Source organism: Vogesella sp. AC12 (assembly GCF_024437575.1).
In the GTDB taxonomy this organism is placed as follows: Bacteria; Pseudomonadota; Gammaproteobacteria; order Burkholderiales; family Chromobacteriaceae; genus Vogesella; species Vogesella indigofera.
The window spans coordinates 176,141-200,699 of sequence record NZ_JANFNU010000004.1 but is presented as its reverse complement, the minus strand read 5'-3'; the positions used below and the strand labels follow the sequence as shown (position 1 = coordinate 200,699).

The 24,559-nt window shown below is 64.0% G+C and carries 24 protein-coding genes and 1 tRNA gene; 11 read left to right on the top strand and 14 right to left on the bottom strand.

The window, feature by feature from the left end; genetic code table 11:
- Nucleotides 1-15 precede the first annotated feature (15 nt).
- Genes NOM55_RS09090 through NOM55_RS09080 form a run of 3 tightly spaced genes read left to right on the top strand, consistent with a single transcriptional unit; the run spans nt 16 to nt 2,175 of the window.
- The gene (locus tag NOM55_RS09090; protein WP_047967161.1) at nt 16-606 is read left to right on the top strand and encodes a malonic semialdehyde reductase; all 591 of its coding nucleotides are present in this window, start codon (nt 16-18) and stop codon (nt 604-606) included.
- Between the two features lie 44 nt (nt 607-650).
- Nucleotides 651-1,679 (top strand): quinone-dependent dihydroorotate dehydrogenase, encoded by a 1,029-nt coding sequence (locus tag NOM55_RS09085; RefSeq protein ID WP_255908323.1) that lies wholly within the window; start codon nt 651-653, stop codon nt 1,677-1,679.
- 25 nt (nt 1,680-1,704) lie between these two features.
- Complete coding sequence (locus NOM55_RS09080; RefSeq protein WP_245961164.1) at nt 1,705-2,175, top strand: glycine zipper 2TM domain-containing protein; 471 nt, start codon at nt 1,705-1,707, stop codon at nt 2,173-2,175.
- Between the two features lie 66 nt (nt 2,176-2,241).
- Here the strand turns inward: NOM55_RS09080 and NOM55_RS09075 are convergent, their stop codons facing one another.
- The 3 genes from NOM55_RS09075 to fur are packed head-to-tail and all read right to left on the bottom strand — an operon-like array spanning nt 2,242 to nt 4,089.
- Nucleotides 2,242-2,967, bottom strand: coding sequence for an arginyltransferase (locus NOM55_RS09075; protein WP_255908322.1), 726 nt, complete (start codon nt 2,965-2,967; stop codon nt 2,242-2,244).
- Nucleotides 2,951-3,616 (bottom strand): leucyl/phenylalanyl-tRNA--protein transferase, encoded by a 666-nt coding sequence (aat, locus tag NOM55_RS09070; RefSeq protein ID WP_255908321.1) that lies wholly within the window; start codon nt 3,614-3,616, stop codon nt 2,951-2,953. The genes NOM55_RS09075 and aat overlap by 17 nt, the downstream gene beginning before the upstream one ends.
- Nucleotides 3,617-3,651: 35 nt before the next feature.
- Nucleotides 3,652-4,089 carry a ferric iron uptake transcriptional regulator gene (fur, locus tag NOM55_RS09065; RefSeq protein WP_202902742.1) on the bottom strand — a complete coding sequence of 146 codons (438 nt, stop codon included), beginning with the start codon at nt 4,087-4,089 and terminating at the stop codon, nt 3,652-3,654.
- A gap of 158 nt (nt 4,090-4,247) precedes the next feature.
- Between fur and NOM55_RS09060 the strand changes: the two genes are divergently transcribed.
- The 5 genes from NOM55_RS09060 to NOM55_RS09040 all read left to right on the top strand — a co-directional run bounded on the left by NOM55_RS09060 (nt 4,248) and on the right by NOM55_RS09040 (nt 8,695).
- Complete coding sequence (locus NOM55_RS09060) at nt 4,248-4,559, top strand: outer membrane protein assembly factor BamE (RefSeq protein ID WP_255908320.1); 312 nt, start codon at nt 4,248-4,250, stop codon at nt 4,557-4,559.
- Complete coding sequence (dapB, locus tag NOM55_RS09055) at nt 4,559-5,362, top strand: 4-hydroxy-tetrahydrodipicolinate reductase (protein WP_047967166.1); 804 nt, start codon at nt 4,559-4,561, stop codon at nt 5,360-5,362. The genes NOM55_RS09060 and dapB overlap by 1 nt, the downstream gene beginning before the upstream one ends.
- A gap of 18 nt (nt 5,363-5,380) precedes the next feature.
- Nucleotides 5,381-6,352, top strand: a complete 972-nt coding sequence (locus NOM55_RS09050; RefSeq protein ID WP_255908319.1) for an iron ABC transporter permease — start codon at nt 5,381-5,383, stop codon at nt 6,350-6,352.
- A complete protein-coding gene (locus NOM55_RS09045) occupies nt 6,345-7,091 on the top strand; it encodes an ABC transporter ATP-binding protein (RefSeq protein WP_255908318.1) in 747 nt (248 codons plus the stop codon). Before NOM55_RS09050 ends, NOM55_RS09045 begins: the two co-directional genes overlap by 8 nt.
- A 212-nt stretch (nt 7,092-7,303) precedes the next feature.
- On the top strand, nt 7,304-8,695 hold the full coding sequence (locus NOM55_RS09040) for a sensor domain-containing diguanylate cyclase (RefSeq protein ID WP_255908317.1): 1,392 nt from the start codon (nt 7,304-7,306) through the stop codon (nt 8,693-8,695).
- A gap of 231 nt (nt 8,696-8,926) precedes the next feature.
- On the opposite strand, the gene NOM55_RS09035 is transcribed toward NOM55_RS09040, so the two are convergent.
- The 6 genes from NOM55_RS09035 to NOM55_RS09010 form a co-directional block, all read right to left on the bottom strand.
- Nucleotides 8,927-10,441, bottom strand: a complete 1,515-nt coding sequence (locus tag NOM55_RS09035) for a SpoVR family protein (RefSeq protein ID WP_255908316.1) — start codon at nt 10,439-10,441, stop codon at nt 8,927-8,929.
- A 34-nt stretch (nt 10,442-10,475) separates the two neighbouring features.
- A complete protein-coding gene (locus NOM55_RS09030; RefSeq protein ID WP_047967171.1) occupies nt 10,476-11,747 on the bottom strand; it encodes a YeaH/YhbH family protein in 1,272 nt (423 codons plus the stop codon).
- A 74-nt stretch (nt 11,748-11,821) separates the two neighbouring features.
- Nucleotides 11,822-13,750: a PrkA family serine protein kinase gene (locus tag NOM55_RS09025; RefSeq protein ID WP_047967172.1), complete on the bottom strand. Its 1,929-nt coding sequence runs from the start codon at nt 13,748-13,750 to the stop codon at nt 11,822-11,824.
- Nucleotides 13,751-13,945: 195 nt separating this feature from the next.
- Complete coding sequence (locus NOM55_RS09020; RefSeq protein WP_238377308.1) at nt 13,946-14,257, bottom strand: PilZ domain-containing protein; 312 nt, start codon at nt 14,255-14,257, stop codon at nt 13,946-13,948.
- Nucleotides 14,244-14,801, bottom strand: a complete 558-nt coding sequence (locus tag NOM55_RS09015) for an NUDIX domain-containing protein (RefSeq protein WP_047967173.1) — start codon at nt 14,799-14,801, stop codon at nt 14,244-14,246. Before NOM55_RS09015 ends, NOM55_RS09020 begins: the two co-directional genes overlap by 14 nt.
- Nucleotides 14,788-15,345 (bottom strand): DUF2062 domain-containing protein, encoded by a 558-nt coding sequence (locus tag NOM55_RS09010; protein WP_255908315.1) that lies wholly within the window; start codon nt 15,343-15,345, stop codon nt 14,788-14,790. Before NOM55_RS09010 ends, NOM55_RS09015 begins: the two co-directional genes overlap by 14 nt.
- Nucleotides 15,346-15,530: 185 nt before the next feature.
- Between NOM55_RS09010 and NOM55_RS09005 the strand changes: the two genes are divergently transcribed.
- Both NOM55_RS09005 and NOM55_RS09000 read left to right on the top strand, forming a co-directional pair.
- Nucleotides 15,531-17,315: an acyl-CoA dehydrogenase C-terminal domain-containing protein gene (locus NOM55_RS09005; RefSeq protein WP_255908314.1), complete on the top strand. Its 1,785-nt coding sequence runs from the start codon at nt 15,531-15,533 to the stop codon at nt 17,313-17,315.
- A 173-nt stretch (nt 17,316-17,488) separates the two neighbouring features.
- A complete protein-coding gene (locus NOM55_RS09000; RefSeq protein WP_255908313.1) occupies nt 17,489-18,067 on the top strand; it encodes a DUF5610 domain-containing protein in 579 nt (192 codons plus the stop codon).
- 89 nt (nt 18,068-18,156) lie between these two features.
- On the opposite strand, the gene NOM55_RS08995 is transcribed toward NOM55_RS09000, so the two are convergent.
- The 3 genes from NOM55_RS08995 to NOM55_RS08985 all read right to left on the bottom strand — a co-directional run bounded on the left by NOM55_RS08995 (nt 18,157) and on the right by NOM55_RS08985 (nt 22,391).
- Nucleotides 18,157-19,014, bottom strand: a complete 858-nt coding sequence (locus NOM55_RS08995; RefSeq protein WP_255908311.1) for a dienelactone hydrolase family protein — start codon at nt 19,012-19,014, stop codon at nt 18,157-18,159.
- Nucleotides 19,015-19,122: 108 nt separating this feature from the next.
- On the bottom strand, nt 19,123-19,755 hold the full coding sequence (locus tag NOM55_RS08990; RefSeq protein ID WP_255908309.1) for a response regulator transcription factor: 633 nt from the start codon (nt 19,753-19,755) through the stop codon (nt 19,123-19,125).
- Nucleotides 19,752-22,391: a PAS domain S-box protein gene (locus tag NOM55_RS08985; protein ID WP_120811675.1), complete on the bottom strand. Its 2,640-nt coding sequence runs from the start codon at nt 22,389-22,391 to the stop codon at nt 19,752-19,754. The genes NOM55_RS08990 and NOM55_RS08985 overlap by 4 nt, the downstream gene beginning before the upstream one ends.
- Nucleotides 22,392-22,478: 87 nt before the next feature.
- On the opposite strand from NOM55_RS08985, the gene NOM55_RS08980 reads away from it, so the two are divergent.
- Nucleotides 22,479-23,651, top strand: coding sequence for an ABC transporter substrate-binding protein (locus NOM55_RS08980; protein ID WP_255908308.1), 1,173 nt, complete (start codon nt 22,479-22,481; stop codon nt 23,649-23,651).
- A gap of 39 nt (nt 23,652-23,690) precedes the next feature.
- Here NOM55_RS08980 and NOM55_RS08975 read toward each other — a convergent pair whose 3' ends face one another.
- The gene (locus NOM55_RS08975) at nt 23,691-24,362 is read right to left on the bottom strand and encodes a GntR family transcriptional regulator (protein WP_047967180.1); all 672 of its coding nucleotides are present in this window, start codon (nt 24,360-24,362) and stop codon (nt 23,691-23,693) included.
- Between the two features lie 119 nt (nt 24,363-24,481).
- Nucleotides 24,482-24,557, bottom strand: a tRNA-His gene (locus NOM55_RS08970).
- Nucleotides 24,558-24,559 lie beyond the last annotated feature (2 nt).

Below are 24,559 nucleotides of genomic sequence, written 5' to 3'. Positions count from 1 at the left end.
AGAGAGACCATCCGCATGAGCACACCTGTCAGCCACGCCGCTCTGGAACAACTGTTCCTCAACGCCCGCACGCACAGCAGCTGGCAAGACCGTCCGGTCAGCAAGGAAACCCTGCACCAGCTGTTCGAGCTGATGAAAATGGCGCCGACCAGCGCCAACTGCTCGCCGGCACGCCTGGTGTTCGTGCAGTCGCCGGAAGCCAAGGCCAGGCTCAAACCCTGCCTGTCGGAAGGCAACCGGGACAAGACCATGGCGGCACCTGTCACCGTGATCGTTGCCATGGACCTGCACTTCTACGAGCAGCTGCCGCGCCTGTTCCCGCACACCGATGCCCGCAGCTGGTTCGCCGGCAACGACGCCGCGATCCAGAGCACCGCCATGCGCAACAGCTCGCTGCAGGGCGCCTACCTGATCATGGCCGCCCGCGCGCTGGGGCTGGATTGCGGCCCGATGTCCGGCTTCGACAACGCCGCCGTGGACGCCGCCTTCTTCCCGCAAGGCAACATCAAGAGCAACTTCCTGATCAATCTCGGCTACGGTGATGCCAGCAAGCTGTTCCCGCGCGCACCACGCCTTGGTTTTGACGACGCCTGCCAGATCCTTTAACCCTGTTGTGGCGCGAGCCGTGCTCGCGCCTTACGGAGAAAGCCATGCTTTACCCGCTGTTACGCCCCTTGCTGTTCCGCACCGATGCCGAATCCGCGCACGAAACCACCCTGTCGCTGCTGGATACCGCGTATCGCCTGCAATTGACCGGCTTGCTTAGCCGCAAGGTTGGCCGCAATCCGGTAAAAGCCATGGGCCTGACCTTCCCCAATCCGGTCGGCCTCGCCGCCGGCCTGGACAAGAACGGCGACCACATCGACGCCCTCGCCGCACTCGGCTTCGGCTTCATCGAGATCGGCACCGTGACGCCACGCCCGCAGGACGGCAACCCCAAGCCGCGCCTGTTCCGCGTGCCGGAATATGAAGGCATCATCAACCGCATGGGCTTCAACAACAAGGGCGTCGACGCGCTGCTGGAGAACGTGCGCAACAGCCGCTTCCAGGGCATTCTCGGCATCAATATCGGCAAGAACGCCAGTACCCCGATCGAGAATGCCAAGGACGACTACCTAACCTGCCTCGACAAGGTGTACGAGTGCGCCAGCTACGTCACCGTCAACATCTCCTCGCCCAACACCAAGAACTTGCGCCAGCTGCAGCAGTCCGATGAGCTGGGCGAGCTGCTCGCCGCGCTGAAGAACCGCCAGTCGCGACTGGCCGACCAGCATGGCCGCTATGTGCCGCTGGCGGTAAAGATCGCGCCGGACCTGGATGCCGAACAGACACAGGAGATCGCCCGCCTGCTGACCGAGCACCAGCTGGACGCGGTGATCGCCACCAACACCACGCTGTCGCGCAGCGAGATCGCCGGCCATCCGCTGCAAGGCGAGGCCGGCGGCCTGTCCGGCGCACCGGTGCGCGAGCGCTCGACGCAGCTGATCCGCAACCTGGCGCGGGCGCTGGACGGCGCGCTGCCGATCATCGGTGTCGGCGGCATCCTGTCCGGGGCCGACGCCCAGGAGAAGATCGACGCCGGCGCCACACTGGTGCAGCTGTACTCCGGCCTGATCTACCGTGGCCCGGGCCTGATCAACGAATGCGCCGAAGCGCTGCGCGGCCAGCGTCACGGCTGACATCCTGCCCACGAAAGGGGACATCATGAACCGCAGACTACTGCAACTGGGCGGCATCGCCCTGCTGGCCGCCGGTCTGGCCACCGGCTGCGCCAACACCTCCGACTCCGGCCAGGTCTACAGCAAGGACCAGATGCGCCAGGCGCACGTGGTCGAATTCGGCCAGGTGATCGCCGTCAAGAACGTGCTGATGGAAGGCAACCGCAATGAATTGCTGACCATGGGCGGCACCGCGCTGGGCGGCCTGGCCGGCAGCAATATCGGCAAGGGTAGCGGCGCCGTCGCCGGAGCCATCGTCGGCGCTATCGCCGGCGGACTGGCGGCACAATCGGCACAACAGACGCTGAACACCAAGCCGGCACTGGAGATCACGGTGAAGCTGGATAACGGCGGCAAGATGCTGTCCATCGTGCAGGAAGCCGATGTGCCGTTCAGCCAGGGCCAGCGAGTGCGGGTCCTGAGCGGCGGCGGCACCACCCGCGTCAGCCCGCTGTAAGCGAGCCGCACCCGCAAAAAAACAGGCACCCGCGGGTGCCTGTTTTCATGGCAAGGTTGGCCGCAATCAGGGCTCGAACGCGCGCCAGCGACCATCATCCAGCCGCTCCAGCGGCCGGTAGCGCGTCTTGTAGGCCATCTTCGGCGATTCGGCAATCCAGTAGCCGAGATACAGATAGGACAGCTGCAGCCTGCGCGCGAGATCGACCTGCCACAGCACGTTGTAGACGCCGTAGGCGGTGCGCGGCTGGTCCGGATCGAAAAAGGTATACACCGCCGACAGGCCGTCATCCAGCCGGTCGATCAGGCTGACCATGCGCAGCACGCCCTGCTCGCGAAACTCCACCAGCCAGCTCTCGACCCGGCTTTTCAGGATGAACTCCGCGTACTGCCCCGGGTCGTCCTCCGACATGCCGCCACCGTCGTGGCGTGCCTGCTGGTAGCGGCGGTACAGCTGGAAATGCTCGTCGACAAAGCCGAGCGGCAGGATGTGCGTACTCAGCTCGCCATGGCGGCGCAGCGCGCGGCGCTGGCTGCGATCCGGCACGAAGCGCGCCACCGGAATGCGCACCGGTACACAGGCGCGGCAGGCATCGCAATACGGCCGGTAGGTGAAGTGGCCGCTGCGACGGAAGCCCAGCCCGACCAGCTGGCTGTAGACCGTGCTGTCGATCGCTTCCGCCGGCACCGCAACCTGGGAGCGGGCCTGGCGGTCATCCAGATAGCTGCAGGCATACGGTGCCGTGGCGTAGAAATGGATGATGGCAATGGCGTCGTTATCGCGATGGCTCATGATCGTAGACGTAGTCCCACACTGTATCCGGCATTGGACAACGCAGCAGCTGCTGCACCCGGGCGACAAACAGCTCCCGCCCGATCAGGCGCGCACCAAGGCTGGCGAGGTGCGCGGTCGGCATCTGGCAATCGATCAGCCCGACACCGTGGGCAAACAGATGCTGCGCCATGTGGATGAAGGCGATCTTGGAGGCGTCGCGGCGGCGGTGGAACATCGACTCGCCGTAGAACATGCCGCCGATGGCGACACCGTACAGCCCCCCGGCCAGCTCGTCATCCATCCACACTTCAAAGGAATGGGCATAACCCTGCCGATGCAATTCAGTATAGGCGGCGATCATCTCCGCGGTGATCCAGGTGCCGCCCTGCTCGTCGCGCTGCACGGCGCAAGCCTGCATCACGGCACCGAAGGCACGGTCGGTGGTCACGCGGTAATGGCGGTTGCGCAGCACCTTGGCCATCGAACGCGAGACTTTCAGCGCGCCCGGCTCCACCACCATGCGCTGCGATGGCGACCACCACAGGATGGGGTCTTCCGGAGAGAACCAGGGAAAGATGCCGTGAGAATAGCCGGCAAGCAGACGGGCAACGGACAGGTCGCCGCCGGCGGCCAGCAAGCCATCCGGCTCGGCCATTGCCAGCGACACGGGCGGGAATTCCAGACTCCGCCCAAGCCAGGGAATCATCGACGGAAAGGCTTGCGCTCGCTCTTGCTGCAGTCTTCGCATTCACCGTACAGATAGAGCGAGTGGTCCTGGATGCTGAAACCGTGCTGCGCGGCGATCTGGTTCTGCAGTTCCTCGATTTTCGGATCGAAGAACTCGGTCACCTTGCCGCAGCGGTAGCACACCATGTGGTCATGATGGCCGCCTTCGTTCAGCTCGTAGACCGCCTTGCCGGATTCGAAGTGATGACGAATCAGGATACCGGCCTGTTCGAACTGGGTCAGCACGCGATAGATGGTGGCCAGACCGATATCCGCATCTTCGGCGATCAGCTTCTTGTACACGTCCTCGGCCGACAGATGGCGATCCTTGCTGTTCTCGAACAGCTCCATGATACGCAGGCGCGGGCCGGTTGCTTTCAGGCCGATGTCTTTGAGATGGCTGGCTTTGTTCATCATGGGGGGTGGGTATCTTTGGTGAGTGGTCTTACAGTATGATAAAACCTTTTCCAGGATTCCCCAACCCGTACGGTGGTGTGGTCACGATGTTCAAGACAATTTCTACGCTTTTCATAACCAGCCTGCTGTTGTCCGCCTGCTCCTCGGTTAACCCGATGACCTGGTTCTCGCCTCACCGCATGGTGATCCAGCAAGGCAATTACGTGACAGAAGACGCGGTCGCCCGCGTCAAGCCGGGCATGACCCGCTCGCAAGTGCGCTTCCTGCTGGGCACCCCGCTGCTGAATGACCTCTTCCATGCCGACCGCTGGGACTACCCTTACCGCATCGAGCGCCAGGGCCAGCCGGCAGAAGAAAAACGCCTGACCGTGTTCTTTGACAAGGACACCGTCACCCGCGTGGAAGGCAACGCCTTCCCGGCGACCCGCCCCGCTATCGACAACCCACCACCTGCCGGACAGAATTGATGAGCCTGAACATTGTCATCGTCGGCGCCGCTGGCCGCATGGGCCGCACGCTGATCGAATCCGTACTCGACACCCCTGAAGCCCGCCTGCACGCGGCGCTGGAACGCGAAGGGTCGCCGTTTGTCGGCCAGGACGCCGGCCTGTTCATGGGCCGCGACACCGGTGTCAAGATCAGCACCGACTTCAACGCGGCGCTGGATGGCGCGCACGTGGTGATCGACTTCACCCGCCCGGAAGGCACGCTGGCGCATCTGGCCGCCTGCGTCGAGAAAAAGGTGCAGATGATCATCGGCACCACCGGTTTTGACGACGCCGGCAAGGCCGCCATCGCCGCCGCCGGCGAGCAGATCGGCATCGTGTTTGCGGCCAACTTCAGCGTGGGGGTGAACCTTACCTTCAAGCTGCTGGACATGGCGGCCCGCGTGCTGAACGAAGGCTACGATATCGAGATTACCGAGGCGCACCACCGTTTCAAGGTGGATGCGCCGTCCGGCACCGCGCTGCGTATGGGCGAAGTGGTGGCCGAAGCCCTCGGCCGCGACCTGAAACAGTGCGCCGTCTACGGCCGCGAAGGCGTCACCGGCGAGCGAGATCCGGGCACCATCGGTTTTGCCACCGTGCGCGCCGGCGACGTGGTCGGCGACCATACCGTGCTGTTCGCCGCGCTGGGCGAGCGCGTGGAGATCACCCACAAGGCTTCCAGCCGCGCCACCTTCGCCAACGGCGCGGTGCGCGCCGCCAAGTGGCTGGCCGCCAAGCCGCACGGCGTCTTCGACATGCAGGATGTGCTGGGCCTGCATTGATGCCCGCTCCGCACTGAGATGTCGGCACGCACGCTGCTGATCCTGCTGGCCAGCCTCACCGGGCTGGCCTTCTTTATTTCCCTGCTCGCCGGCGAACACGCCGCAGCCAGGTTGGCCGCACTGTTCGCGCTGCCCGGCCACGATGCGCTGGAACGCGAGCTGCTGTTGGCGTTGCGCCTGCCGCGCGTGATCAGTGCCGCCGCCGCCGGTGCGCTGCTGGCCACCGCCGGCCTCGCCATCCAGGCCCGCTTTCACAATGACCTGGCAGAGCCCGGCCTGATCGGCATCTCCGGCGGCGCGGCATTGGCCGCCGCGCTGGCGCTGGCCGCCCGCTGGCCGACGCTGGCGGTCTCCATCGCCGCCTTTGGCGGGGCGCTGGCGGCTCTGCTGCTGGTCAGCCATCTGGCCCGCGACCGCGCCACCGCCACGCTGATCCTGGCCGGCGTCGCCGTCAACGCGCTGTGCGGCAGCCTGCTGACGCTGCTGATCAGCACCCTGCCCGATGGCGCGCTGCGCAGCGTCACCTTCTGGCTGATGGGCAGCTTTGCCGGCAGTGACGGCCGCCAGGCATGGCTGCTGACGCTGCTGGCCGTCGCCGTCACCGTGGCGCTACAGCACCAGGGGCGCTTCCTGCAGGCGCTGCAACTGGGCGACCGTGCCGCGTTCTACAGCGGCTTCAACGTTGGCCGCAACGGTGCCGTCACCATCGCGCTGGCGGCGCTGGCCGCCGGCGTGGTGGTGTCGCAATGCGGCATGGTCGGCTTTGTCGGGCTGATGGCGCCACACATCCTGCGCCGCCTGACCGGGCTGCACCTGCCGACGCTGCTGAAACTGGCGCCACTGGCCGGCGCCCTGCTCACGCTGCTGGCCGATCTGGCCGCGCGCGAGCTGCTGTACCCGGCCGAGTTGCCGGTGGGGGTGATCACCAGCCTTGCCGGCGCGCCGTTCTTCCTGTACCTGCTGACCCGCAAACGGCCGACCCATGCTTGAAATCCGCCGGCTGTCGCTGCACCACCCCGCCCCGCTGCACGACATCAGCTTTGCCTGCGCCGCGGGCGAAGTCACGGTCATCCTCGGCCCCAACGGTGCCGGCAAAAGCACGCTGCTGCACGCCATCGGTGGCTACTACCCGGCAGCGGCGGGCGAAATCCTGCTCGCCGGCGAACCCCTCGCCGGCATCGACGCCGCCCGCCTCGCCAGCTGCCGCGCGCTGATCGAACAGCATCCGGCACGGCCGGCGGGCATGCGCGTGGCCGATCTGCTGCACATCGGTGTGGCGCAAGCGGATCACGCGATGCTGGCGCAGGCGCTGGACCTGTGCGGCTGCCAGACGCTACTGGTACGTGACTGCGCCAGCCTGTCCGGCGGCGAACTGCAGCGTGTGCACCTGGCGCGGGCGCTGCACCAGCTGCTGGCCAGCAAGGCCGCTCAGCGCTACCTGCTGCTGGACGAGCCCACCGCCGCACTGGATATCGGCGCCGCCAACCAGCAGCTGGCGACCCTGCGGCAACTGGCGCAGCGCTGGCAGCTGGGCATGGTCGCGGTGCTGCACGACGTCAACCTGGCACTGCGCCATGCCGACAAGGTGCTGCTGCTCAAGGACGGCATGCAAATCGCCCACGGCGACACGGCACAGGTGATGACGCAGAACCGGCTGGAACAGGTCTACGACACCCGGCTGGCCGAACTGAGCGACCGCCACGGCCAGCGCGCCTTCATCGCCTGCTGAGCGGGCAAGCGGCGGCCGATGATAAGCCGTCGGCTACACAACAAAAGCCTATCGAAGCCCGCTGACATTGTGCGCACCACACTAAAAATGTCATAAAGTGCTGCCAGCTCACCGTTGCCGCAGGCTACAATCGGCCAACCACCAGCGTTGCCGGCAACATCCGTGCGCCGCAGCGTTTAGCCTTTACCGCGTCGTCCGCTCCGAGTCACCGCATGAAAGACAATTTCTCCGCCGCCCCCAGTCGCCCGGCCATGATTCTGGCCGGTGTGCTGATGCTGTTGATGACGGCAGCGGCCGCGTTATTGCTGCCCTACGCCAACCAGCCCACCGCCGGCAGCAATCTGCGGCCGGTGCTGATCACCGCGCTGGCGGTCAACAACAGCATCATTGCCTACCTGATCCTGCTGCATTTCTACGTCAAGCGCCGTCCCGCCACCGGCCTGCTCGGTGCCGCTTTTGCCTACTCGGCGCTGATGGCCATCTACCAGCTGCTGATGCTGCCCGAGGTGCTCCCCGGGCAACAGGGTCTGCAACTCGGCTCACACTTGAGCATCTGGCTGTGGTTCGCCCGCCTCGCCGGTTTTGCCATGTTGATCATGCTGGCGATGCTGTGCCTGGCGTGGCAACCGAAACCGCCACTGTCGCCGCGCCTGAGCAGCGGCTTCCTGCTCGGCTGTCTGCTGCTGGCACTATCGCTGGTATGGCTGGTGACGCAGTGGTTGCCACCTCATCTGCCCGACCTGAGTCGACTGGTCAGCCAGCAAGGCGACTATCGGGCACTGCGTGACAGCGGCCTGCCCATTGCCCTGCTGCTCTGCTGGGGCGGTGCACTGGCCAGCGTGCTGCTGGTCACGCGCTTGCGCAGCGCCTTTCACTGCTGGCTGGCGCTGTGCTGCTATGGCTATCTGCTGTACCTGGTGCTGGTGTTCTCCTCCAGCCAGCGGCTGACGGTCGGCTGGTATGCCTCGCGCTTTTTCGAACAGTTTGCCGCCACCATCATGCTGGGGGCCCTGCTGTTCGAGGTGTTCCGCCTGCAAAAACGGCTGCAAAGCTCCTACAGTCAGGCGTACGAGACCTCGATCCGCGACAGCCTCACCGGCCTGTTCTCCCGCCGCCACTTCGACAGCGCACTGGACACCCTCCGCCAGCGCCCACCGGAGCAGGCGCGGCCGTTCACGGTATTGATGGCCGACATCGACCATTTCAAGCGCTACAACGACAGCTTCGGCCACGTGCAGGGCGACGACTGCCTGCGCCAGATTGCCGCCTGTATGGCGCAGCAGCTGCGCGATGGCGACACCTTGGCCCGCTACGGCGGCGAGGAATTCATCGCGATCCTGGATGGCTGTGACGAGTTGCATGCGGCGCAGATTGCCGAGCGCATCCGCTGCGCGGTGGAGCAGCTGGCCATTCCCGCCGCCAGCGATACTGCGACGCAAGCTGCAGTGGTGACCGTCAGCATCGGGCTGCATTGCCAGCCGGCAGCGGCATTGACGGCGGAACACCAGCTGGTCGAGCTGGCTGACAAGGCGCTGTACCTCGCCAAGCACCAGGGGCGCAACCGGGTCTGTCGCCTGTCGGGGGCGACCTTGCCGACGGGCTGACCGTAGTCTTGCCGTACAGCGGTCCGGCCGACCGCGGGTAGCTGCTTGTCGCCGAAGGCACCGCCCCGCTAGTCATCCACTGCCAGCCATGGCAACACATTCACAGCAGCGCCCAGCTCACAATTCACCGCCATCAGCACATCAACGACTCCCGCGCAGTGGACGGCACAAACGACTTGCGGCCAACGTTGGCCGCAAGCTCAAAGCAGGTAACCGGCGACGGCCGGCAGTTCAGAGGCTGGCTGCCGCCACCTCCGGATGGCAGTCGAAACGCTGCTGTACTGTGCCGTCGCTGTCGACACTCTCCAGCTTGACGCCAAAGCCCCACAGCCTGGCGACATGCTTCAGCACCTCCTGCGCGCTGGCCTCGTCCAGCGGTTTGCGATTGTGGCGGGTATGGCGCAGGGTCAGGCCGCGATCGCCGCGCACGTTCACCGACCACACCTGGATGTTCGGCTCGCGCGAGCCGAGGTTGTACTGCTCCGACAATTTGGCACGGATCGCCTGGTAGCCCTGTTCGTCGTGAATGGCGGACACCTCCAGCTTGTCGTCGCGGTCGTCGTCGCGGATGGCAAAAAAGCGGAAATCGCGGATCAGCTTGGGTGACAGGTATTGCGAGATGAAGCTCTCGTCCTTGAAATTCTTCATCGCGAACTCCAGCACCGGCCGCCATGGCGTGCCGGCAATATCCGGGAACCACTCGCGGTCCTCGTCGGTGGGGGCCTCGCAGATGCGCTTGATGTCCTGGTACATGGCAAAGCCCAGCGCGTACGGATTGATGCCGTTGTACCAGCGCGCGGTCACCGGCGGCTGGTACACCACATTGGTGTGGCTCTGCAGGAATTCCATCATCGCGCCATCGGTCAGCATCTCCTTGTCGTACAGCCGGTTCATCAGCGTGTAGTGCCAGAAGGTGGCCCAGCCCTCGTTCATTACCTGGGTCTGGCGTTGCGGATAGAAATACTGCGCCACCTTGCGCACGATGCGCACGATCTCGCGCTGCCACGGCTCCAGCAGCGGCGCCGATTTTTCGATGAAATAGAGGATGTTTTCCTGTGGCTCGGTCGGGAAGCGCGGTGCCGCCCGGCTGGCGCCGTCCTTTTCTCGGCGCGGGATGGTGCGCCACAGGTCGTTGACCTGCAGCTGCAGGTAGTTTTCACGCTCGACCTGCCGTGCCTGCTCCTCGGCCAGCGACAGTTTCTGCGGCCGCTTGTAGCGGTCGACACCGTAGTTCATCAGCGCGTGACAGGAGTCCAGCAGCTCTTCCACCGCGTCGATGCCGTAACGCTCCTCGCAGCGGCTGATGTACTGCTTGGCGAACACCAGATAGTCGATGATGGCCGAGGCGTCGGTCCAGGTGCGGAACAGGTAGTTGCCCTTGAAGAAGCTGTTGTGGCCATAGGCGGCATGCGCGATCACCAGTGCCTGCATGGTCATGGTGTTCTCTTCCATCAGGTAGGCGATGCAGGGATTGGAATTGATCACGATTTCATAGGCCAGCCCCATCTGGCCACGCTTGTAGCCTTTCTCGGTCTGCACGAAGTGCTTGCCGAAGCTCCAGTGCTGGTAGTTGACCGGCATGCCGACCGAGGAATAGGCGTCCATCATCTGCTCGGCGGTGATGATCTCCAGCTGCACCGGGTAGGTGTCGAGGTGAAACTCGCCGTGCGCGATCTCGCGGATGGCGGCGTCGTAACGTTCAATCAGGTCAAAGGTCCATTCGGAGCCGGTAGAGATCGGTTTCATGATGCCTCGCTCTCCATATGTATGCTGCCGGGGGCTAGCGGGTGGCAGGCTGGCGTTTGAACAGCTCGCGGAACACCGGGTAGATGTCCGCCGGCGAGCCGATCTTCTGCATCGCGAAGTGCTTGTAGTGCTCCGCCACTTTCAGGTACTCGTACCACAGGTTTTGCGGTTCGCCCTGGGTGATCTCGATATAGGCGAAGTACTGGCACCACGGCAGCAGGCTTTCCTGCATGATGCGGCCACAGTTGGCCGAGTCGCTGTCCCAGTTGTCGCCGTCGGAGGCCTGCGCCGCGTAGATATTCCAGTCGCGGTTGGCGTAGCGCTTCTGCACGATGTCGTGCATCAGGTTCAGCGCCGACGACACCACGGTACCGCCGGATTCGCGGGAGTGGAAAAAGTCCTCCTCGCTGACCTCCACCGCACTGGTGTGGTGGCGGATGAACACCACCTCGATCTTTTCGTAATTGCGCTGCAAGAACAGGTACAGCAGGATGAAAAAGCGCTTGGCCATGTCTTTTTTCGACTCGTCCATCGAGCCGGACACGTCCATGATGCAGAACATCACCGCCTGGCTGGTCGGCTTGGGCTGCTTGACACGGTTGTTGTAGCGCAGGTCGTAGGGATCGATGAACGGGATGCGGTTGACCTTCTCGCGCAGTGCGTGGATGCGCTTGCGCCGCTCGCGCACCTCCGGGCCGGAGTCCGCGTCGGACTCCAGCAGAGTGTCGAGGTCTTCTTCCGCCTCGCGCAGCTGGCGCAGCGTCGGTGCCCCCATCGCCACCCGGCGCGCCAGCGCGCCACGTAGCGAGCGCACAATGCTGATATTGGCCGGGGTGCCGTCATTGGTATAGCCGGCGCGCACCGACTTCATTTCCTCAATGCCCATCAGCTGGGTCTTGATCAGGTTGGGCAGCGCCAGATCCTCGAAAAACACGTTCATGAATTCTTCGCGTGACAGCTGGAAGGCAAAGTCGTCCTCGCCCTCGCCTTCGTTACTGGCCTTGCCGCCGCCACCGCCGGCACCACCGCCCTGCGGACGGTTGATGCGGTCGCCACGGATGAACTCCTCGTTGCCGGGGTGGACCTGATCATTACGGCCACCGCGGCCATGATGAAAATTCGGCTCGGAGATGTCCTTTACCGGAATGGACACGCTCTCGCCGCTATCGATATCGGTGATGCTGCGTCCCTTGATGGCCTTGCCGACGGCCTCCTTGATCTGGGCCTTGAAGCGGCGCAAAAAACGCTCGCGGTTGACCGCCGACTTGTTCTTGCCGTTGAGTCTTCTGTCGATGATATTCGACATGATTGTCTCCTAGCCTTGTGTGCGGTACGCACGTTGGCCGCAGGCCCCGCGGCCAACGTTGGCGCCGCTATTGCTCAGGACGACTTGCGCACCCGCAGATACCATTCGCACAGCAAGCGGACCTGCTTCGGGGTATAGCCTTTGGTCACCATGCGGTTGACAAAGTCTTCATGCTTTTTGGCCTCATCCGCGCTGGCCTTGGCATTGAAGCTGATCACCGGCAGCAGCTCCTCGGTATTGGAGAACATTTTCTTCTCGATGACCGTGCGCAGCTTCTCGTAACTGGTCCAGGTCGGGTTCTTGCCGGCATTGTTGGCCCGCGCCCGCAACACGAAGTTGACGATCTCGTTGCGGAAGTCTTTCGGGTTGGAGATGCCGGCCGGTTTCTCGATCTTTTCCAGTTCGGCGTTGAGCGAGTTGCGGTCAAAGCTTTCGCCGGTATCCTGGTCGCGATACTCCTGATCCTGAATCCAGTAGTCGGCAAAGGTCACGTAACGGTCAAAAATGTTCTGGCCGTACTCGGAGTAGCTTTCCAAATAGGCGGTCTGGATTTCCTTACCGATAAATTCGACATACTTCGGCGCCAGAAACTCCTTGATAAAGGTGAGATATTTCTGCTCCAGCTCCGGCGGAAACTGCTCGCGCTCGACCTGCTGCTCCAGCACGTAGAGCAGGTGTACCGGGTTGGCCGCCACCTCGGTGTGGTCAAAGTTGAACACCTTGGACAGGATCTTGTAGGCGAAGCGGGTCGACAACCCGCTCATGCCCTCATCGACGCCGGCGAAATCGCGGTATTCCTGCTGCGACTTGGCCTTCGGATCGGTGTCCTTCAGGTTTTCGCCGTCGTAGACCTGCATCTTGCTGAACAGGCTGGAGTTTTCCGGATCCTTCAGCCGCGACAGCACCGAAAACTGCGCCATCATCTTCAGGGTGCCCGGTGCGCACGGCGCGCCGCCCAGCGACGAGTTGCGGATCAGCTTGTCGTAGATGCGGGTTTCGTCGGTGACGCGCAGGCAGTACGGCACCTTGACGATGTAGATACGGTCGAGGAAGGCCTCGTTGTTCTTGTTGTTGCGGAACTGCTTCCATTCGCTCTCGTTGGAGTGGGCAAGGATGATGCCGTCAAACGGAATGGCGCCAAAGCCTTCGGTGCCCTTGAAGTTGCCCTCCTGGGTGGCGGTCAGCAGCGGGTGCAGCACCTTGATCGGCGCCTTGAACATTTCCACGAATTCCAGCAGCCCCTGGTTGGCCAGGCACAGGCCGCCGGAGTAGCTGTAGGCATCCGGGTCATCCTGGGCGTAGCTTTCCAGCTTACGGATGTCGACCTTGCCCACCAGCGAGCTGATGTCCTGGTTGTTTTCGTCGCCCGGCTCGGTTTTGGCCACCGCCACCTGTTTCAGCACCGAGGGATAACGCCGCACCACGCGGAACTGGCTGATGTCGCCGTTGAACTCGTGCAGCCGCTTCACCGCCCACGGGCTGGGAATGCCACGCAGGTAGCGGCGCGGAATGCCGTACTGCTCTTCCAGGATCGGGCCGTCCTCGTCGTAGTTGAACAGCCCCAGCGGCGATTCGTTGACCGGGCTGCCCTTGATGGCATAGAACGGCACCCGTTCCATCAGCTCTTTCAGCTTCTCGGCGATGGAGGACTTGCCGCCGCCGACCGGCCCCAGCAGATAGAGAATCTGCTTCTTCTCTTCCAGCCCCTGCGCAGCATGGCGGAAGTAGGACACTACCTGCTCCACTACTTCTTCCATACCGTAAAAGTCACGGAATGCCGGGTAAACACGGATGATCTTGTTGCTGAAGATGCGTGACAGGCGGGGATCATGACGGGTATCGACCACTTCCGGCTCGCCCACCGCCATCAGCATGCGTTCGGCCGCAGACGCATAGGCTGTGCGATCCTGCTTGCACAGTTCCAGATACTCCTGAATGGTCAATTCTTCTTCGCGAGTGCGATCGAAACGGGAAGCGAAACTGCTGAAGATGTCGGGGCTCATGGCTTAACCCTCCTGCTGGAGGCAAGCGGAGCGGGAACGGTGCCAATCGCACCGTTCTTCCCCCTTGCCAAGTTATCAGTGGACTAACAAGCTGCATCTGTTTTTTTGGGTATAGCACAGTAGCGCTGCTGCAAATAAAAAAAGCCGCCATTCCAGCGACTTTTTTAGTACAAGCAATTTATGCAGGTGAATTAACTAGCGTTTGATAATTTTTGCGCCGATTTCATACAGCTTGCCGCGCTCCACTTCATTGCAGCGGCGCACCTCCACCACGGTTTCGAACGGCTTGCTGTACACCGCGCCGACCGGCGGTACGATGATGGTGACTTCCAGAATTTCGCCGAATTGCGGCACGAAGGCGGAGCGGATGGCGAGGCCATCCACCGACAGATCCACGCATTCGCCATAGTGGGTTTCGCCGGTATGGCGCGATTTCATCTTGGCACGGCAGCCCATGCGCAGGCGTTTGCCGCCACGACGCTCGTGATGTGCGTCAAAGGGCTTCACAGCGCAGCTCTCCGCGTTGCCATGCGGCCAACCAGTGCAGGCCGACCAGGCTCTTGCTATCGCAGATACGGCCATCCAGTGTCATCGTCATTACCTCGGCCAGTGGCACAGTCAGCACTTCCAGAAATTCGCCCTCGTCCAGCTGCCGCTCGCCGGCGGTCAGCGCGGTCGCCAGATAATAGTGAATCACTTCATCAGAATAGCCGATGCACGGATACGCCTTGCCCAGATAAAACCAGTTGGCCGCCCGGTAACCGGTTTCTTCCAGCAGTTCGCGCTTGGCGGTCGCCAGTGGCGCCTCCTGCGGATCAATCTTGCCGGCTGGGATCTCCAGAAAAGTGCGCGCCAGCGGATAGCGGAACTGGCGCTCCAGCAGCAGCTTGCCGTCATCGGATAGCGCCAGCACCGCCACCGCACCGGGGTGACGGATGTACTCGCGCCAAGCCGGGCTGCCGTCCGGCAATGCCACGCTATCGCGCTGCACCTTGATGAAGCCGCCGCTGAACACCTGCTCGCCGGCCAGTTTCTTTTCAGTCAGATCCACGAACTTCCTTTCGCTTGCGCCACTGTCGCAACACGGCACATTGCCATAACAGCATCACGATAACATATCCGCCAAGGCCCAAGGCCAGTCCCAGCGCCGGCACGCCCACCACCAGCGGCCACCCCATGTGCATGGTCCACGCCAGCACCGCATGCTGCCATTGCCACAGGTGTTCGCCATCGAATACCGGGAACGGCGGCATCACCAGCTCACCATTGAGGCCCAGCAGCAGCTTGCCCAGTTCAAAGGCCAGGTAGTACAGCGGCAGATAGGTCAGCGGGTTGGTATACAGCGTGCAGGCCAGCGCAACCGGCAGGTTGATGCGAAAAAGCAACGCCAGCAGCGCCGCCGTCAACATCTGAGTCGGCCCCGGCATCAGCCCGGAAAACAGGCCGACCGCCACCGCCAGCGCCACCTTGCGCCGCTGCAGGCTCCACAGCGCGGGATGGCCCAGATACGGGGCCAGCGGCCGCAGCAGGGCCGAATTGGCCAGCCACTCTCCCGGGTGCGGCATACGCCGCAATAACCAGCGTTTGACACTCATCGCTAACCTGCGTCCTTTCCGTGACCGGCAGCGCCGCGCCGGTCAATAAAAATAAAACAAGCGTTTGACTTAAACGGACGTCGCTGTGCACACTACGCCCCAGCACACGGTTTTGTGCCGCCACCCCAATACGACACGAGAGACGACCCGTTGCATCCGGGCCGTGCATTAATACGGAGACCATCATGCCCGCTTATCAAGCACCGCTGCGCGATTTTGACTTTGTCCTGAACGAGCTGATCAAAGTTCAGGATACCCTGCCCTCGCTGCCGGGTTATGAAGAAGCCACGCAGGACATTTTCTCGTCTTATCTGGAGGCGGCGGCACAATTCTGCGAGAACGAACTGGCGCCGCTGAACCGTCCGGCCGACGAAGAAGGCTGCGCCTTCGACCCGGCCACCAAGTCGGTCACCACCCCGGTCGGCTTCAAGGAAGCGTACAAGCAGTTCTGCGAGCTGGGCTTCACCGCACTGGACTGCGACCCGGCCTACGGCGGCCAGGGCATGCCGAAAACGCTGTCGTTCCCGATCATCGAGATGCAGTGCTCCGCCAACGTGGCGTGGTCGATGTACCCCGGCCTGAGCCACGGCGCCTATTCCGCCATCCACGCCCACGGCAGCGACGAGCAGAAAGCCACCTACCTGCCGCATCTGGTCGATGGCAGCTGGACCGGCACCATGTGCCTGACCGAGCCGCACTGCGGCACCGATCTCGGCCTGCTGAAAACCAAGGCCGAACCCAACGGCGACGGCAGCTACAGCATCAGCGGCACCAAGATCTTCATCTCCGCCGGCGAGCACGACATGGCCGACAACATCATCCACCTGGTGCTGGCACGCCTGCCGGACGCACCGAAGGATGTGAAGGGCATCTCGCTGTTCATCGTGCCGAAATTCCACGCCGACGGCAGCCGCAACAGCGTGTACTGCGGCAGCCTGGAACACAAGATGGGCATCAAGGCCAACGCCACCGCGGTGATTAACCTCGACGGCGCCCGCGGCTACCTGATCGGCGAAGCCAACAAGGGTCTGGCCTGCATGTTCACCATGATGAACGCCGCCCGCCTCGGTTGCGGCATGCAGGGCCTCGGTCTGGGCGAAGCCGCGTTCCAGGGTGCACTGACCTATGCCCGCGACCGGCTGCAGATGCGCGCGATGGCCGGCGCCAAGTTCCCGGAAAAGGCCGCCGACCCGATCATCGTGCACCCCGACGTGCGCCGCATGCTGCTGACGCAGAAGGCCTACACCGAAGCCGGCCGTGCGCTGGCCGCGCTGCTGGCGCTGCAGCTGGACATCGAAGAGAAGCATCCGGATGCCGACGCGCGGCAGGATGCCGCCGACCTGGTGGCACTGCTGACCCCGGTGGCCAAGGCCTTCATGACCGACAACGGCTACACCGCGGCCAACCTTGGCATGCAGGTATTCGGCGGTCATGGTTTCATCCGCGAATGGGGCATGGAACAACTGGTGCGCGACTGCCGCATCTCGCAGATCTACGAAGGCACCAACGGCGTCCAGGCCATCGACCTGCTCGGCCGCAAGGTGTTGCTGGATCAGGGCCAGAAGCTGCGCAAGTTCACCAAGCAGATCCACAAGTTCTGCCAGGCCAACGAAGGCAACGCGCAGCTGGCCGAGTTCGTCGCCCCGCTGGCCAAGCTGCTGAAAGACATCGGCGACATCACCATGGGCATCGGCATGGCGTCGATGAAGGACCGCGACGAAGCCGGCGCCGCCGCCAGCGACTACCTGCGCCTGCTCGGTCACCTGACCTACGGCTGGCTGTGGGCGCGGATGGCGGAAGTGGCCTACGCCAAGCTGGAAACCGGTGGCGACGACTTCTACAAGGCCAAGATCGCCACCGCCCGTTTCTACTTCGCCAAGCTGCTGCCGGAAGTGGAGGCACTGAAAGCCACCATCAAGGGCGGCGCCAAGCCGCTGATGACGCTGGCGGACGAGCACTTCGCCTTCTGATCGCGCACTACTGGCGGTCACGACAAAAGGCAGCCTGCGGGCTGCCTTTTTTGCGTCCGGCTCACGGCAAACAACGGCAGTCGCGGAAAAAAGCACTATAACGTCAAGGAGATAGTCACGCCGCAGTCGGGCGTGGCCGCCAGTCATGCCGTGCCAGCCTGCGGGAGTTTGCCATGTCCTTGTTTGCCACCCCGGGGATGTCGTCACTGACCCCCGCCGCCCAAAACAGCCAGGCCAGTACCGCGCCCGGCCGCCTCAACAAGCCGTCGGCGCTGGAGCGCAGCGCGCGCGACGAGATGAATGCCCAGCTGATCGACAATCTGAACGTGTCGATCGGTGCCGGCAACAAGTCGCAGCAACTGCTGTATCGCAGCGCCATCGACAAGATTAACGAGCTGCTGGCACCGGAGTTCGGCGCCGATGCACTGCAGGCTGCTGCCACCAAGCAGGACAACAGCGCGGAGGCGACCGCCGAGCGCATCCTGTCGCTGTCGCTCGGCTTTTACGACAGCTACGCACAGCAGCATCCGGAAATGAGTGAGGAAGAGCGGGCCAGCAGTTTCGTCGCGCTGGTGCGCGGCGGCTTCGAACAGGGTTTCAACGAGGCCAAGGACATTCTGGACGGGCTGAAGGTGCTGGGCGGCGACATCGCCAGCGGCATCCAGCAGACCTTTGAACTAGTGCAAAAGGGCTACGACGACTTCCTCGCCAGCAAGCTGCCGGCCGCCACCACCACCGACAGCAGTGCCTGACGGCTGATCGTTTGCTCGCATCCATCAGAAAAAGCATTGCGGCCAACCTTGTCAGGTTACCCGCAATGCTTTTTAACGATCCGTCGCCATCACACGCCGTGACGACGGAACCACTGCAGCATGCGGCGCCAGCCATCCTCGGCAGACGGCGCGTGGTAGCTGGGTCGATAGTCGGCATTGAAGGCGTGGCCGGCATCGGGATAGACTACGAATTCGCTGCCGCTGCTGCCCTGCTGCAAGGCCGTCTTCATCGTCGCCACGCTGTCCAGCGGAATGCCGCTATCCTTGCCGCCATACAGCCCCAGTACCGGCACCTTCAGCTGTGGCGCCACCGCCACCGGATGGCGCGGCGTCAGCGCCGTCTCCTGCCCCAGCAGCCGGCCATACCAGGCGGCACCGGCCTTGATCCGCGGGTTGTGCGCGGCGTAGAGCCAGGTGATGCGCCCACCCCAGCAGAAGCCGGTGATCGCCGCACGCGTGCTGTCGCCACCCAGCACCCGCGCGTACTCAAGGCAGGCGTCCAGATCGGCCAGCACCTGCGCGTCCGGCACCTTGCTGACCACGTTGGCGATCAGCGTCGCGGTGTCGGGATAGCCGCGGGCGTCACCCTGGCGCAGGAACAGTTCCGGCGCGACGGCGAGATAGCCCTGCTTGGCGAGGCGGCGGCAGACATCCTGAATGTGTTCGTGTACCCCGAAGATCTCCTGCACCACCAGCACCACCGGCCACTGGCTGCCCTGCGCCGGGCGCGCGGCGTACAGCAGCAGATCGGGGCCGGCCTTGTGCCAGCCGGCGACCAAGCCGTCGCTGTCGGTATGGATGGTGGCGGCGGTCACCGGCTGCACCGCGAGGGCAAAGCCGCCGGCCAGCACGGCGGAAATCAGCAGGCGGCGCTGCGGATCGACCTCATCCGGCAGCGGCAAGAGATCGGCTTGTTCCTGAGACATGGGCTGCTCCTTGGGTTCAGTGGCAGCGATGCCCGCTGCATCGCCGTCCTGCTACAGAGCCAAGCATAGCGAGTAAAGTTCAGTGTCGCTGCCGGAAATACGGCCGCGTCAGGCGCCGCCTTTTTGCTGGCGGTAGGCAACCACGGTCTGCACCAGATCGGCGATCGAGCGCACCCCCATCTTGTCCATCATCTTGCCGCGATGCGCCTCGACGGTCTTGATGCTGATGCCGAGGTCGTCGGCAATCACCTTGTTCATCTTGCCCTCGATCACCCGCTCCAGTACCTCGCGCTCGCGCGTGGTCAGCGTCTGCAGCCGCGTCTCGCACTGCTGCGCCAGCGTGGTGGTCTGCTGCAGGCTGGCCGCCGCTTCCAGCGCGCTGTTCACCGCCAGCAGCAGCGCCTCCTGGTTGAACGGTTTTTCCAGGAAATCATAGGCGCCGCGCTTCACCGCCTGCACCGCCATCGGCACATCGCCGTGGCCGGTAATGAAGATCACCGGCCAGCGATTGCCGCGTGCCTGCAGCTCTTCGTACAGTTCCAATCCGCTCATGCCCGGCATGCGGATGTCGAGGATCAGGCAGCCGACACTGGCCTCCGGGCGGAAGCCGGCGAGAAAGGCCTCGGCATGGTCGTGGCAAATCACACGGTAGTCGTGGCTTTCCAGCAGCCAGACCAGCGAGTCGCGAAACGCCTCGTCGTCGTCAACGATATGGATGGTGATGGATTTGCTCGCAGTCATGGCTCGTATACCGGCAAAGTGAATCGGAAAATGGTACCACCCAGCGGATGGTCTTCCACCGAGAGTTGACCCTGATGGAATTCGACAATCGAGCGACAGATGTTCAGCCCCATGCCCATGCCTTCGCTCTTGGTGGTGAAGAAGGCGTCGAACAGCTGCGACTTGATGTCGTCCGGCACGCCGTGGCCGCAATCGACGATCGCCACCTCCACCCGCTTGCTGCTGCTGCGCTGCACGCTGATCTGCAGCTCGCGCTGCTCCGGCGGCAGCTGCTGCATCGCCTCCATGCCGTTCTTGATCAGATTGAGCAGCACCTGTTCGATCAGGATCGGGTCGACGTTGACGGCGGGAAGGTTGGCCGCAAGGTGCACGTTGATCACCGAACCGAGACGGCGCGCCTCGATCTCGGCGATCGCCAGCGCGGCGTCGATGATGTCGGACGGCGGACACGGCTTGCACACCGGCTCGCTCTGTTTCACGAATTCGCGCACCCTGCGCACGATCTTGCCGGCGCGCTCCGCCTGCGCGGTGATCTTTTCCATCACCGGGATCAGCGATTCCGGCGTGGCGCGGCCCTGCCGCAGGCGCTCGACGCAGCCGGCCTGGTAGTTGGCAATCGCCGACAGCGGCTGGTTCAGCTCGTGCGCCAGCGTCGACGCCATCTCGCCCATGGTGATCAGGCGCGAAGTGGCCTGCAGCTTGGCCATCTGTTCCTGGTAGCGCTGCTCGGCGTCGTGCTGCTCGGTGATGTCGGTGAGGATCAGCATCTGCGCCATATCGCTGTCGACCCAGCGCACCGGGCGCGAGCGCAGCAGGAACCAGCGCTGCAGGTCGTCCAGCCAGATCTCCTGGTCGGCGCTGGCCTGCTGCAGCAGCCGGTACAGGCGCAGGTCGCAGCATTCCGAGCTGTCCACCGTCTCCGGTGCGGCCAACCATTCGCGGTAGCGGTGGTTGCAGAACAGCAGCTGCTGGCTTTCGCCGCGCACCACCGCCACCGCCGCGTCCAGGCCCTCGATCACTGCGATGAAGCGTTCGTTGGCCGCCTCCAGCATCTGCTGCGCGTGGCGCTTCTCGGTCATGTCGGTCAGTGCCGCCATCCAGCCGGTCTGGTGGCCGTCGGCGTCGATCAGCGGCGAAATCAGCATCTGCGCGTAGAAGCGTTCGCCGTTCTTGCGCTGCATCACCGATTCGAACAGCTGCTGCGACTGCTCGCCGGACAGCGTCTGGCGCAGGGCGTCGTAGTTGTGGTGGGCGATATCCGGCGACCAGTACGGATACGGCGGCAGCAGCCCGATCAGCTCCGCCTCGTCAAAGCCGGTGATGCGGCAGAACGCCGGATTGACGTAGGTGATGCGGCCGTCCAGCGCGATGGCGCGGATGCCGACCACCAGCGAATCCTCCATCGCCTTGCGGAACATGTACTCGTGGCGCAGCGCCTGCTCCGCCTGTTTTTCCGCGGTGATATCGCGGCCGGACAGGTACACCACGCCGGCATCCGGCAGCGGGCTCATCGCCCAGGCGATGGCGCGCACCTCCTGTGCACGGTTGATCACCCGCGTCTCGACGTAGCGGTCGACGCTGCCGGCCTCGATCACCTGCCGCAACAGCAGCTGCGTCGACTCGCGCTCGTCCGGATGCAGGTAATTGAGGATGGAGGTGCCCAGCAGCTGTTCCGCCGGATAGCCGAGGCCGCCGACAAAGGCCGGGTTGACGTGCAGCAGGTAGCCATCCTCGCGCATCACGCCCAGCCATTCGCGCGACAGACCGTAGACACGGTCGCGCTCGCGCTCGGCGTCGACGCGGCGGCGGATGTGGCGCGACAGGCTCATCAGGCTGAGCAGGGTCAGCAGCGACAGGCCGACGATCAGCCCGAGCTGGATCACGCGGCTCTTGTTGTGGTCGCCGCGCACCGGCCGCGCCACCAGCCGCAGCGGCGTACCGCCCAGCACGATGGTCTGCGACAGGCGCGACGACGGCGCGCCGTGGCTGTTGCGCACCAGCGACTGCTCGCCGTTGTTCAGCTCCAGATAGTATTTTTCGGCAAACCAGCTTGGCGGCACGCGACGGATGAAGACATTGGCCTTGTAGATGCCGATCACCATGCCGCGGAACTGGGTGTCGCGGAACACCGGCACCATCAGGTCAAAGCGCCACTCGCCGGATTCCAGCTGGTAGGGCTGGCTCATCACCGAGCGGCCGTCGGTACGCGCCTGCAGATAGGCCGAGGCGGACACGCCGCTGAGGCCGGAGCCGACGGTGAGCCGGCTTTCCTCGTACGGCGCGATCCAGCGCAGGGTAAAGCTGTTGTCGGCCCACACCACCGCCGCCATCTCCGGGGTGTTGGCGAGAAACTCCGAGGCCTGCACCAGGAACTGGTCCTCGTCGATCGCCTCGCGGCCGATGTCGCGCGCCAGCCGCGACAGTTCATCCTTGTGCTCGTCCAGGCGCAGGCGCAGCGTCTGCTCCGCCCACAGCGTGTCCTTGGCCAGATCGAGGCGCAGCTGTTCGGTCTCGCGCGCGTCCAGCGTCCACAGCATCACCGCCATGGTCAGGAAGAACAGCACGATGGTGCTGTTGGGCATCAGCCGGTAAAAACGGCTGCGCTTGAGGGACTGGTAAAAGCGTTGGGTTCGCATGGCGGCTACGGGCAAAGGTTGGCCGCAAGCGGGGCCAAAGTGTGATAATAGCGGGGATTGTGACCGCCTAGCCATCAGGAATCCCCCGTGTATCGCACCCTCCGCCTGCTGTTGCTGTGCCTGCCGCTTGCCGCCACTGCGGCCGAAGCGCTCCGTATCGGCGTCTCCGGCCCGTTCACCGGCGGCTCGGCGCCGATGGGCATCAGCATGCGCAACGGCATCCGCCTGGCGGCGGCGGAAATCAACCGCAGCGGCGGCATCCGCGGCCGGCCACTGCTGCTGATCGAGCGCGACGACATGGGCCGCTCCGATATCGGCATCCGCATCGCCAAGGAACTGACGCTGCACCAGCGCGTGATCGCCAGCGTCGGCTTCGTCAACAGCGGCGTGGCGCTGGCCTCGCAGGTCCACTACCAGCAGGCCGGCATCCCGGCGATCACCGCGGTCGCCACCGCGCCCAAGGTCACCGCACAGTTCGCACCGCCGAAATACCCGCTCAACTACGTGTTCCGCGTCGCCGCCTCCGACGCGCAGCAGGCGCCACTGATCGTGCGCGAGGCGAAACGCAGCGGCCTGAACCGGCTGGCGATTTTCCACGACAAGACCAATTACGGCCGCATCGGCGAGGAAGAACTGATCAAGGCGCTGCGCCAGCAAGGGCTGAGCCCGGTCTATATCGGCCAGTTCCGCCTTGGCGAGCGCGACATGATTGCGCAACTGAGCCGGGCGCGCGATCTCGGGGCGCAGGCGATCCTGACCTACGCCATCGGCCCGGAGCTGGCGCAGATCGCCAACTCGCTGGCGCAGATGGACTGGCGGCCGCAGCTGATCGGCAGCTGGACGCTATCGATGTCCAACTTCATCGACGACGCCGGCCCCAATGCCGAAGGCGCGCGCATGGTGCAGACCTTCATCAGCGACAGCGCCGACCCGCTGCGGCAGGACTTTGTCGCGCGCTACCTGCACACCTTCGGCGGCCGCCGCATTCCGTCGGCGGTATCGGCGGCGCAGGGCTACGACAGCCTGCTGCTGCTGGCGGCGGCACTGCGCCACAGCGCCAGCACCGACGGCAAGGCCATCGTCCGCGCGCTGGAGAACCTGCCCGCACCGGTCAAGGGCGTGATCACGACCTACCGCCAGCCGTTCTCCGCCAGCGACCACGACGCCATCGATCTGGCCGTACCGGTGATCGGCAAACTGCAGCACGGCGAAGTCGTCCACGCCTACAGCAACGAGCGCACGCAAAAACGCCGTCCCTAGCCCAGGCCAGGAACGGCGTTTTGTATACAAAAATGACGGTTAGCGGCGCTCGGCGGAGTTCATGTACGCCTCCAGCGCATGGCCGGCAGACTGGATGTGGAAGCGGATGAATTCCGCCGCCTCGTCCGCCTTGCCCTCGCGGCACAGCTGCAACAGCTTGCTGTGCTCCTGGTGCGCCAGCTCCATGGTGCGGGTGAACAGGATCTGCATCCGCGTGTAGCGGTCGGTCTTGTTGTGCAGCTGCTCGATCAGCGCCAGCGTGTTCGGGCGCTTGGCGGCACGATACAGCGCCAGGTGGAAGCGCGCGTTCAGCTCGCCCCAGTGGCGGATGTCGTTGCTGACCAGCGCCTGCTCGAATTCCTTCAGCGTGGCCTCGGCGGCGGCGTGATCCGCCTCGTCCTGACAGGGAATGGCCGCCCGCAGCAGCTCGCTCTCCAGCGTGGCGCGGATGTCCAGCAACTCCAGCACGTCATCCAGCGACAGCTTGGACACCAGCGCGCCCTTGTGGTCGATGATCTGGATCAGCCCCTCGGCCTCCAGCTGGCGCAGGGCTTCGCGCACCGGCACGCGGCTGACGCCGTATTCATTGGAAAGGGCCTCCTGGCGCAGCTGCTGTCCGTCGGCAAATTCGCCGGACAGGATGCGCTGGCGCAAGGATTCTGTAACCGCACTGGTCAGGGTCTGGCGTTTGATCGGCTGCAAGGTGGTCATGGTCACGCTCTGGCTATCGGATACATGCAAATGTATTCGATTATACGGTGAATTTCACCAGCCACAAGCGGAAAACAGGGAAGAAATGGAAAAACCCGGCACAAAGCCGGGTTTTTAACTGGGGTGGATGATGGGGCTCGAACCCACGACAACAGGAATCACAATCCTGGACTCTACCAACTGAGCTACATCCACCG

Coding starts and splice junctions, on each gene's coding strand:
- fur (WP_202902742.1), bottom strand. CDS start 4,089: ATGAACAAAGCCAGCCATCTCAAAGACATCGGCCTGAAAGCAACCGGC.
- NOM55_RS09030 (WP_047967171.1), bottom strand. CDS start 11,747: ATGTCGAATATCATCGACAGAAGACTCAACGGCAAGAACAAGTCGGCG.
- NOM55_RS09075 (WP_255908322.1), bottom strand. CDS start 2,967: ATGAGCCATCGCGATAACGACGCCATTGCCATCATCCATTTCTACGCC.
- dapB (WP_047967166.1), top strand. CDS start 4,559: ATGAGCCTGAACATTGTCATCGTCGGCGCCGCTGGCCGCATGGGCCGC.
- NOM55_RS09050 (WP_255908319.1), top strand. CDS start 5,381: ATGTCGGCACGCACGCTGCTGATCCTGCTGGCCAGCCTCACCGGGCTG.
- NOM55_RS09090 (WP_047967161.1), top strand. CDS start 16: ATGAGCACACCTGTCAGCCACGCCGCTCTGGAACAACTGTTCCTCAAC.
- NOM55_RS08985 (WP_120811675.1), bottom strand. CDS start 22,391: ATGCGAACCCAACGCTTTTACCAGTCCCTCAAGCGCAGCCGTTTTTAC.
- NOM55_RS08995 (WP_255908311.1), bottom strand. CDS start 19,014: ATGTCTCAGGAACAAGCCGATCTCTTGCCGCTGCCGGATGAGGTCGAT.
- NOM55_RS09060 (WP_255908320.1), top strand. CDS start 4,248: ATGACCTGGTTCTCGCCTCACCGCATGGTGATCCAGCAAGGCAATTAC.
- NOM55_RS09045 (WP_255908318.1), top strand. CDS start 6,345: ATGCTTGAAATCCGCCGGCTGTCGCTGCACCACCCCGCCCCGCTGCAC.
- NOM55_RS09000 (WP_255908313.1), top strand. CDS start 17,489: ATGTCCTTGTTTGCCACCCCGGGGATGTCGTCACTGACCCCCGCCGCC.
- NOM55_RS09040 (WP_255908317.1), top strand. CDS start 7,304: ATGAAAGACAATTTCTCCGCCGCCCCCAGTCGCCCGGCCATGATTCTG.
- NOM55_RS09010 (WP_255908315.1), bottom strand. CDS start 15,345: ATGAGTGTCAAACGCTGGTTATTGCGGCGTATGCCGCACCCGGGAGAG.
- NOM55_RS09080 (WP_245961164.1), top strand. CDS start 1,705: ATGAACCGCAGACTACTGCAACTGGGCGGCATCGCCCTGCTGGCCGCC.
- NOM55_RS08975 (WP_047967180.1), bottom strand. CDS start 24,362: ATGACCACCTTGCAGCCGATCAAACGCCAGACCCTGACCAGTGCGGTT.
- NOM55_RS08990 (WP_255908309.1), bottom strand. CDS start 19,755: ATGACTGCGAGCAAATCCATCACCATCCATATCGTTGACGACGACGAG.
- NOM55_RS09025 (WP_047967172.1), bottom strand. CDS start 13,750: ATGAGCCCCGACATCTTCAGCAGTTTCGCTTCCCGTTTCGATCGCACT.
- NOM55_RS09005 (WP_255908314.1), top strand. CDS start 15,531: ATGCCCGCTTATCAAGCACCGCTGCGCGATTTTGACTTTGTCCTGAAC.
- NOM55_RS09035 (WP_255908316.1), bottom strand. CDS start 10,441: ATGAAACCGATCTCTACCGGCTCCGAATGGACCTTTGACCTGATTGAA.
- NOM55_RS09085 (WP_255908323.1), top strand. CDS start 651: ATGCTTTACCCGCTGTTACGCCCCTTGCTGTTCCGCACCGATGCCGAA.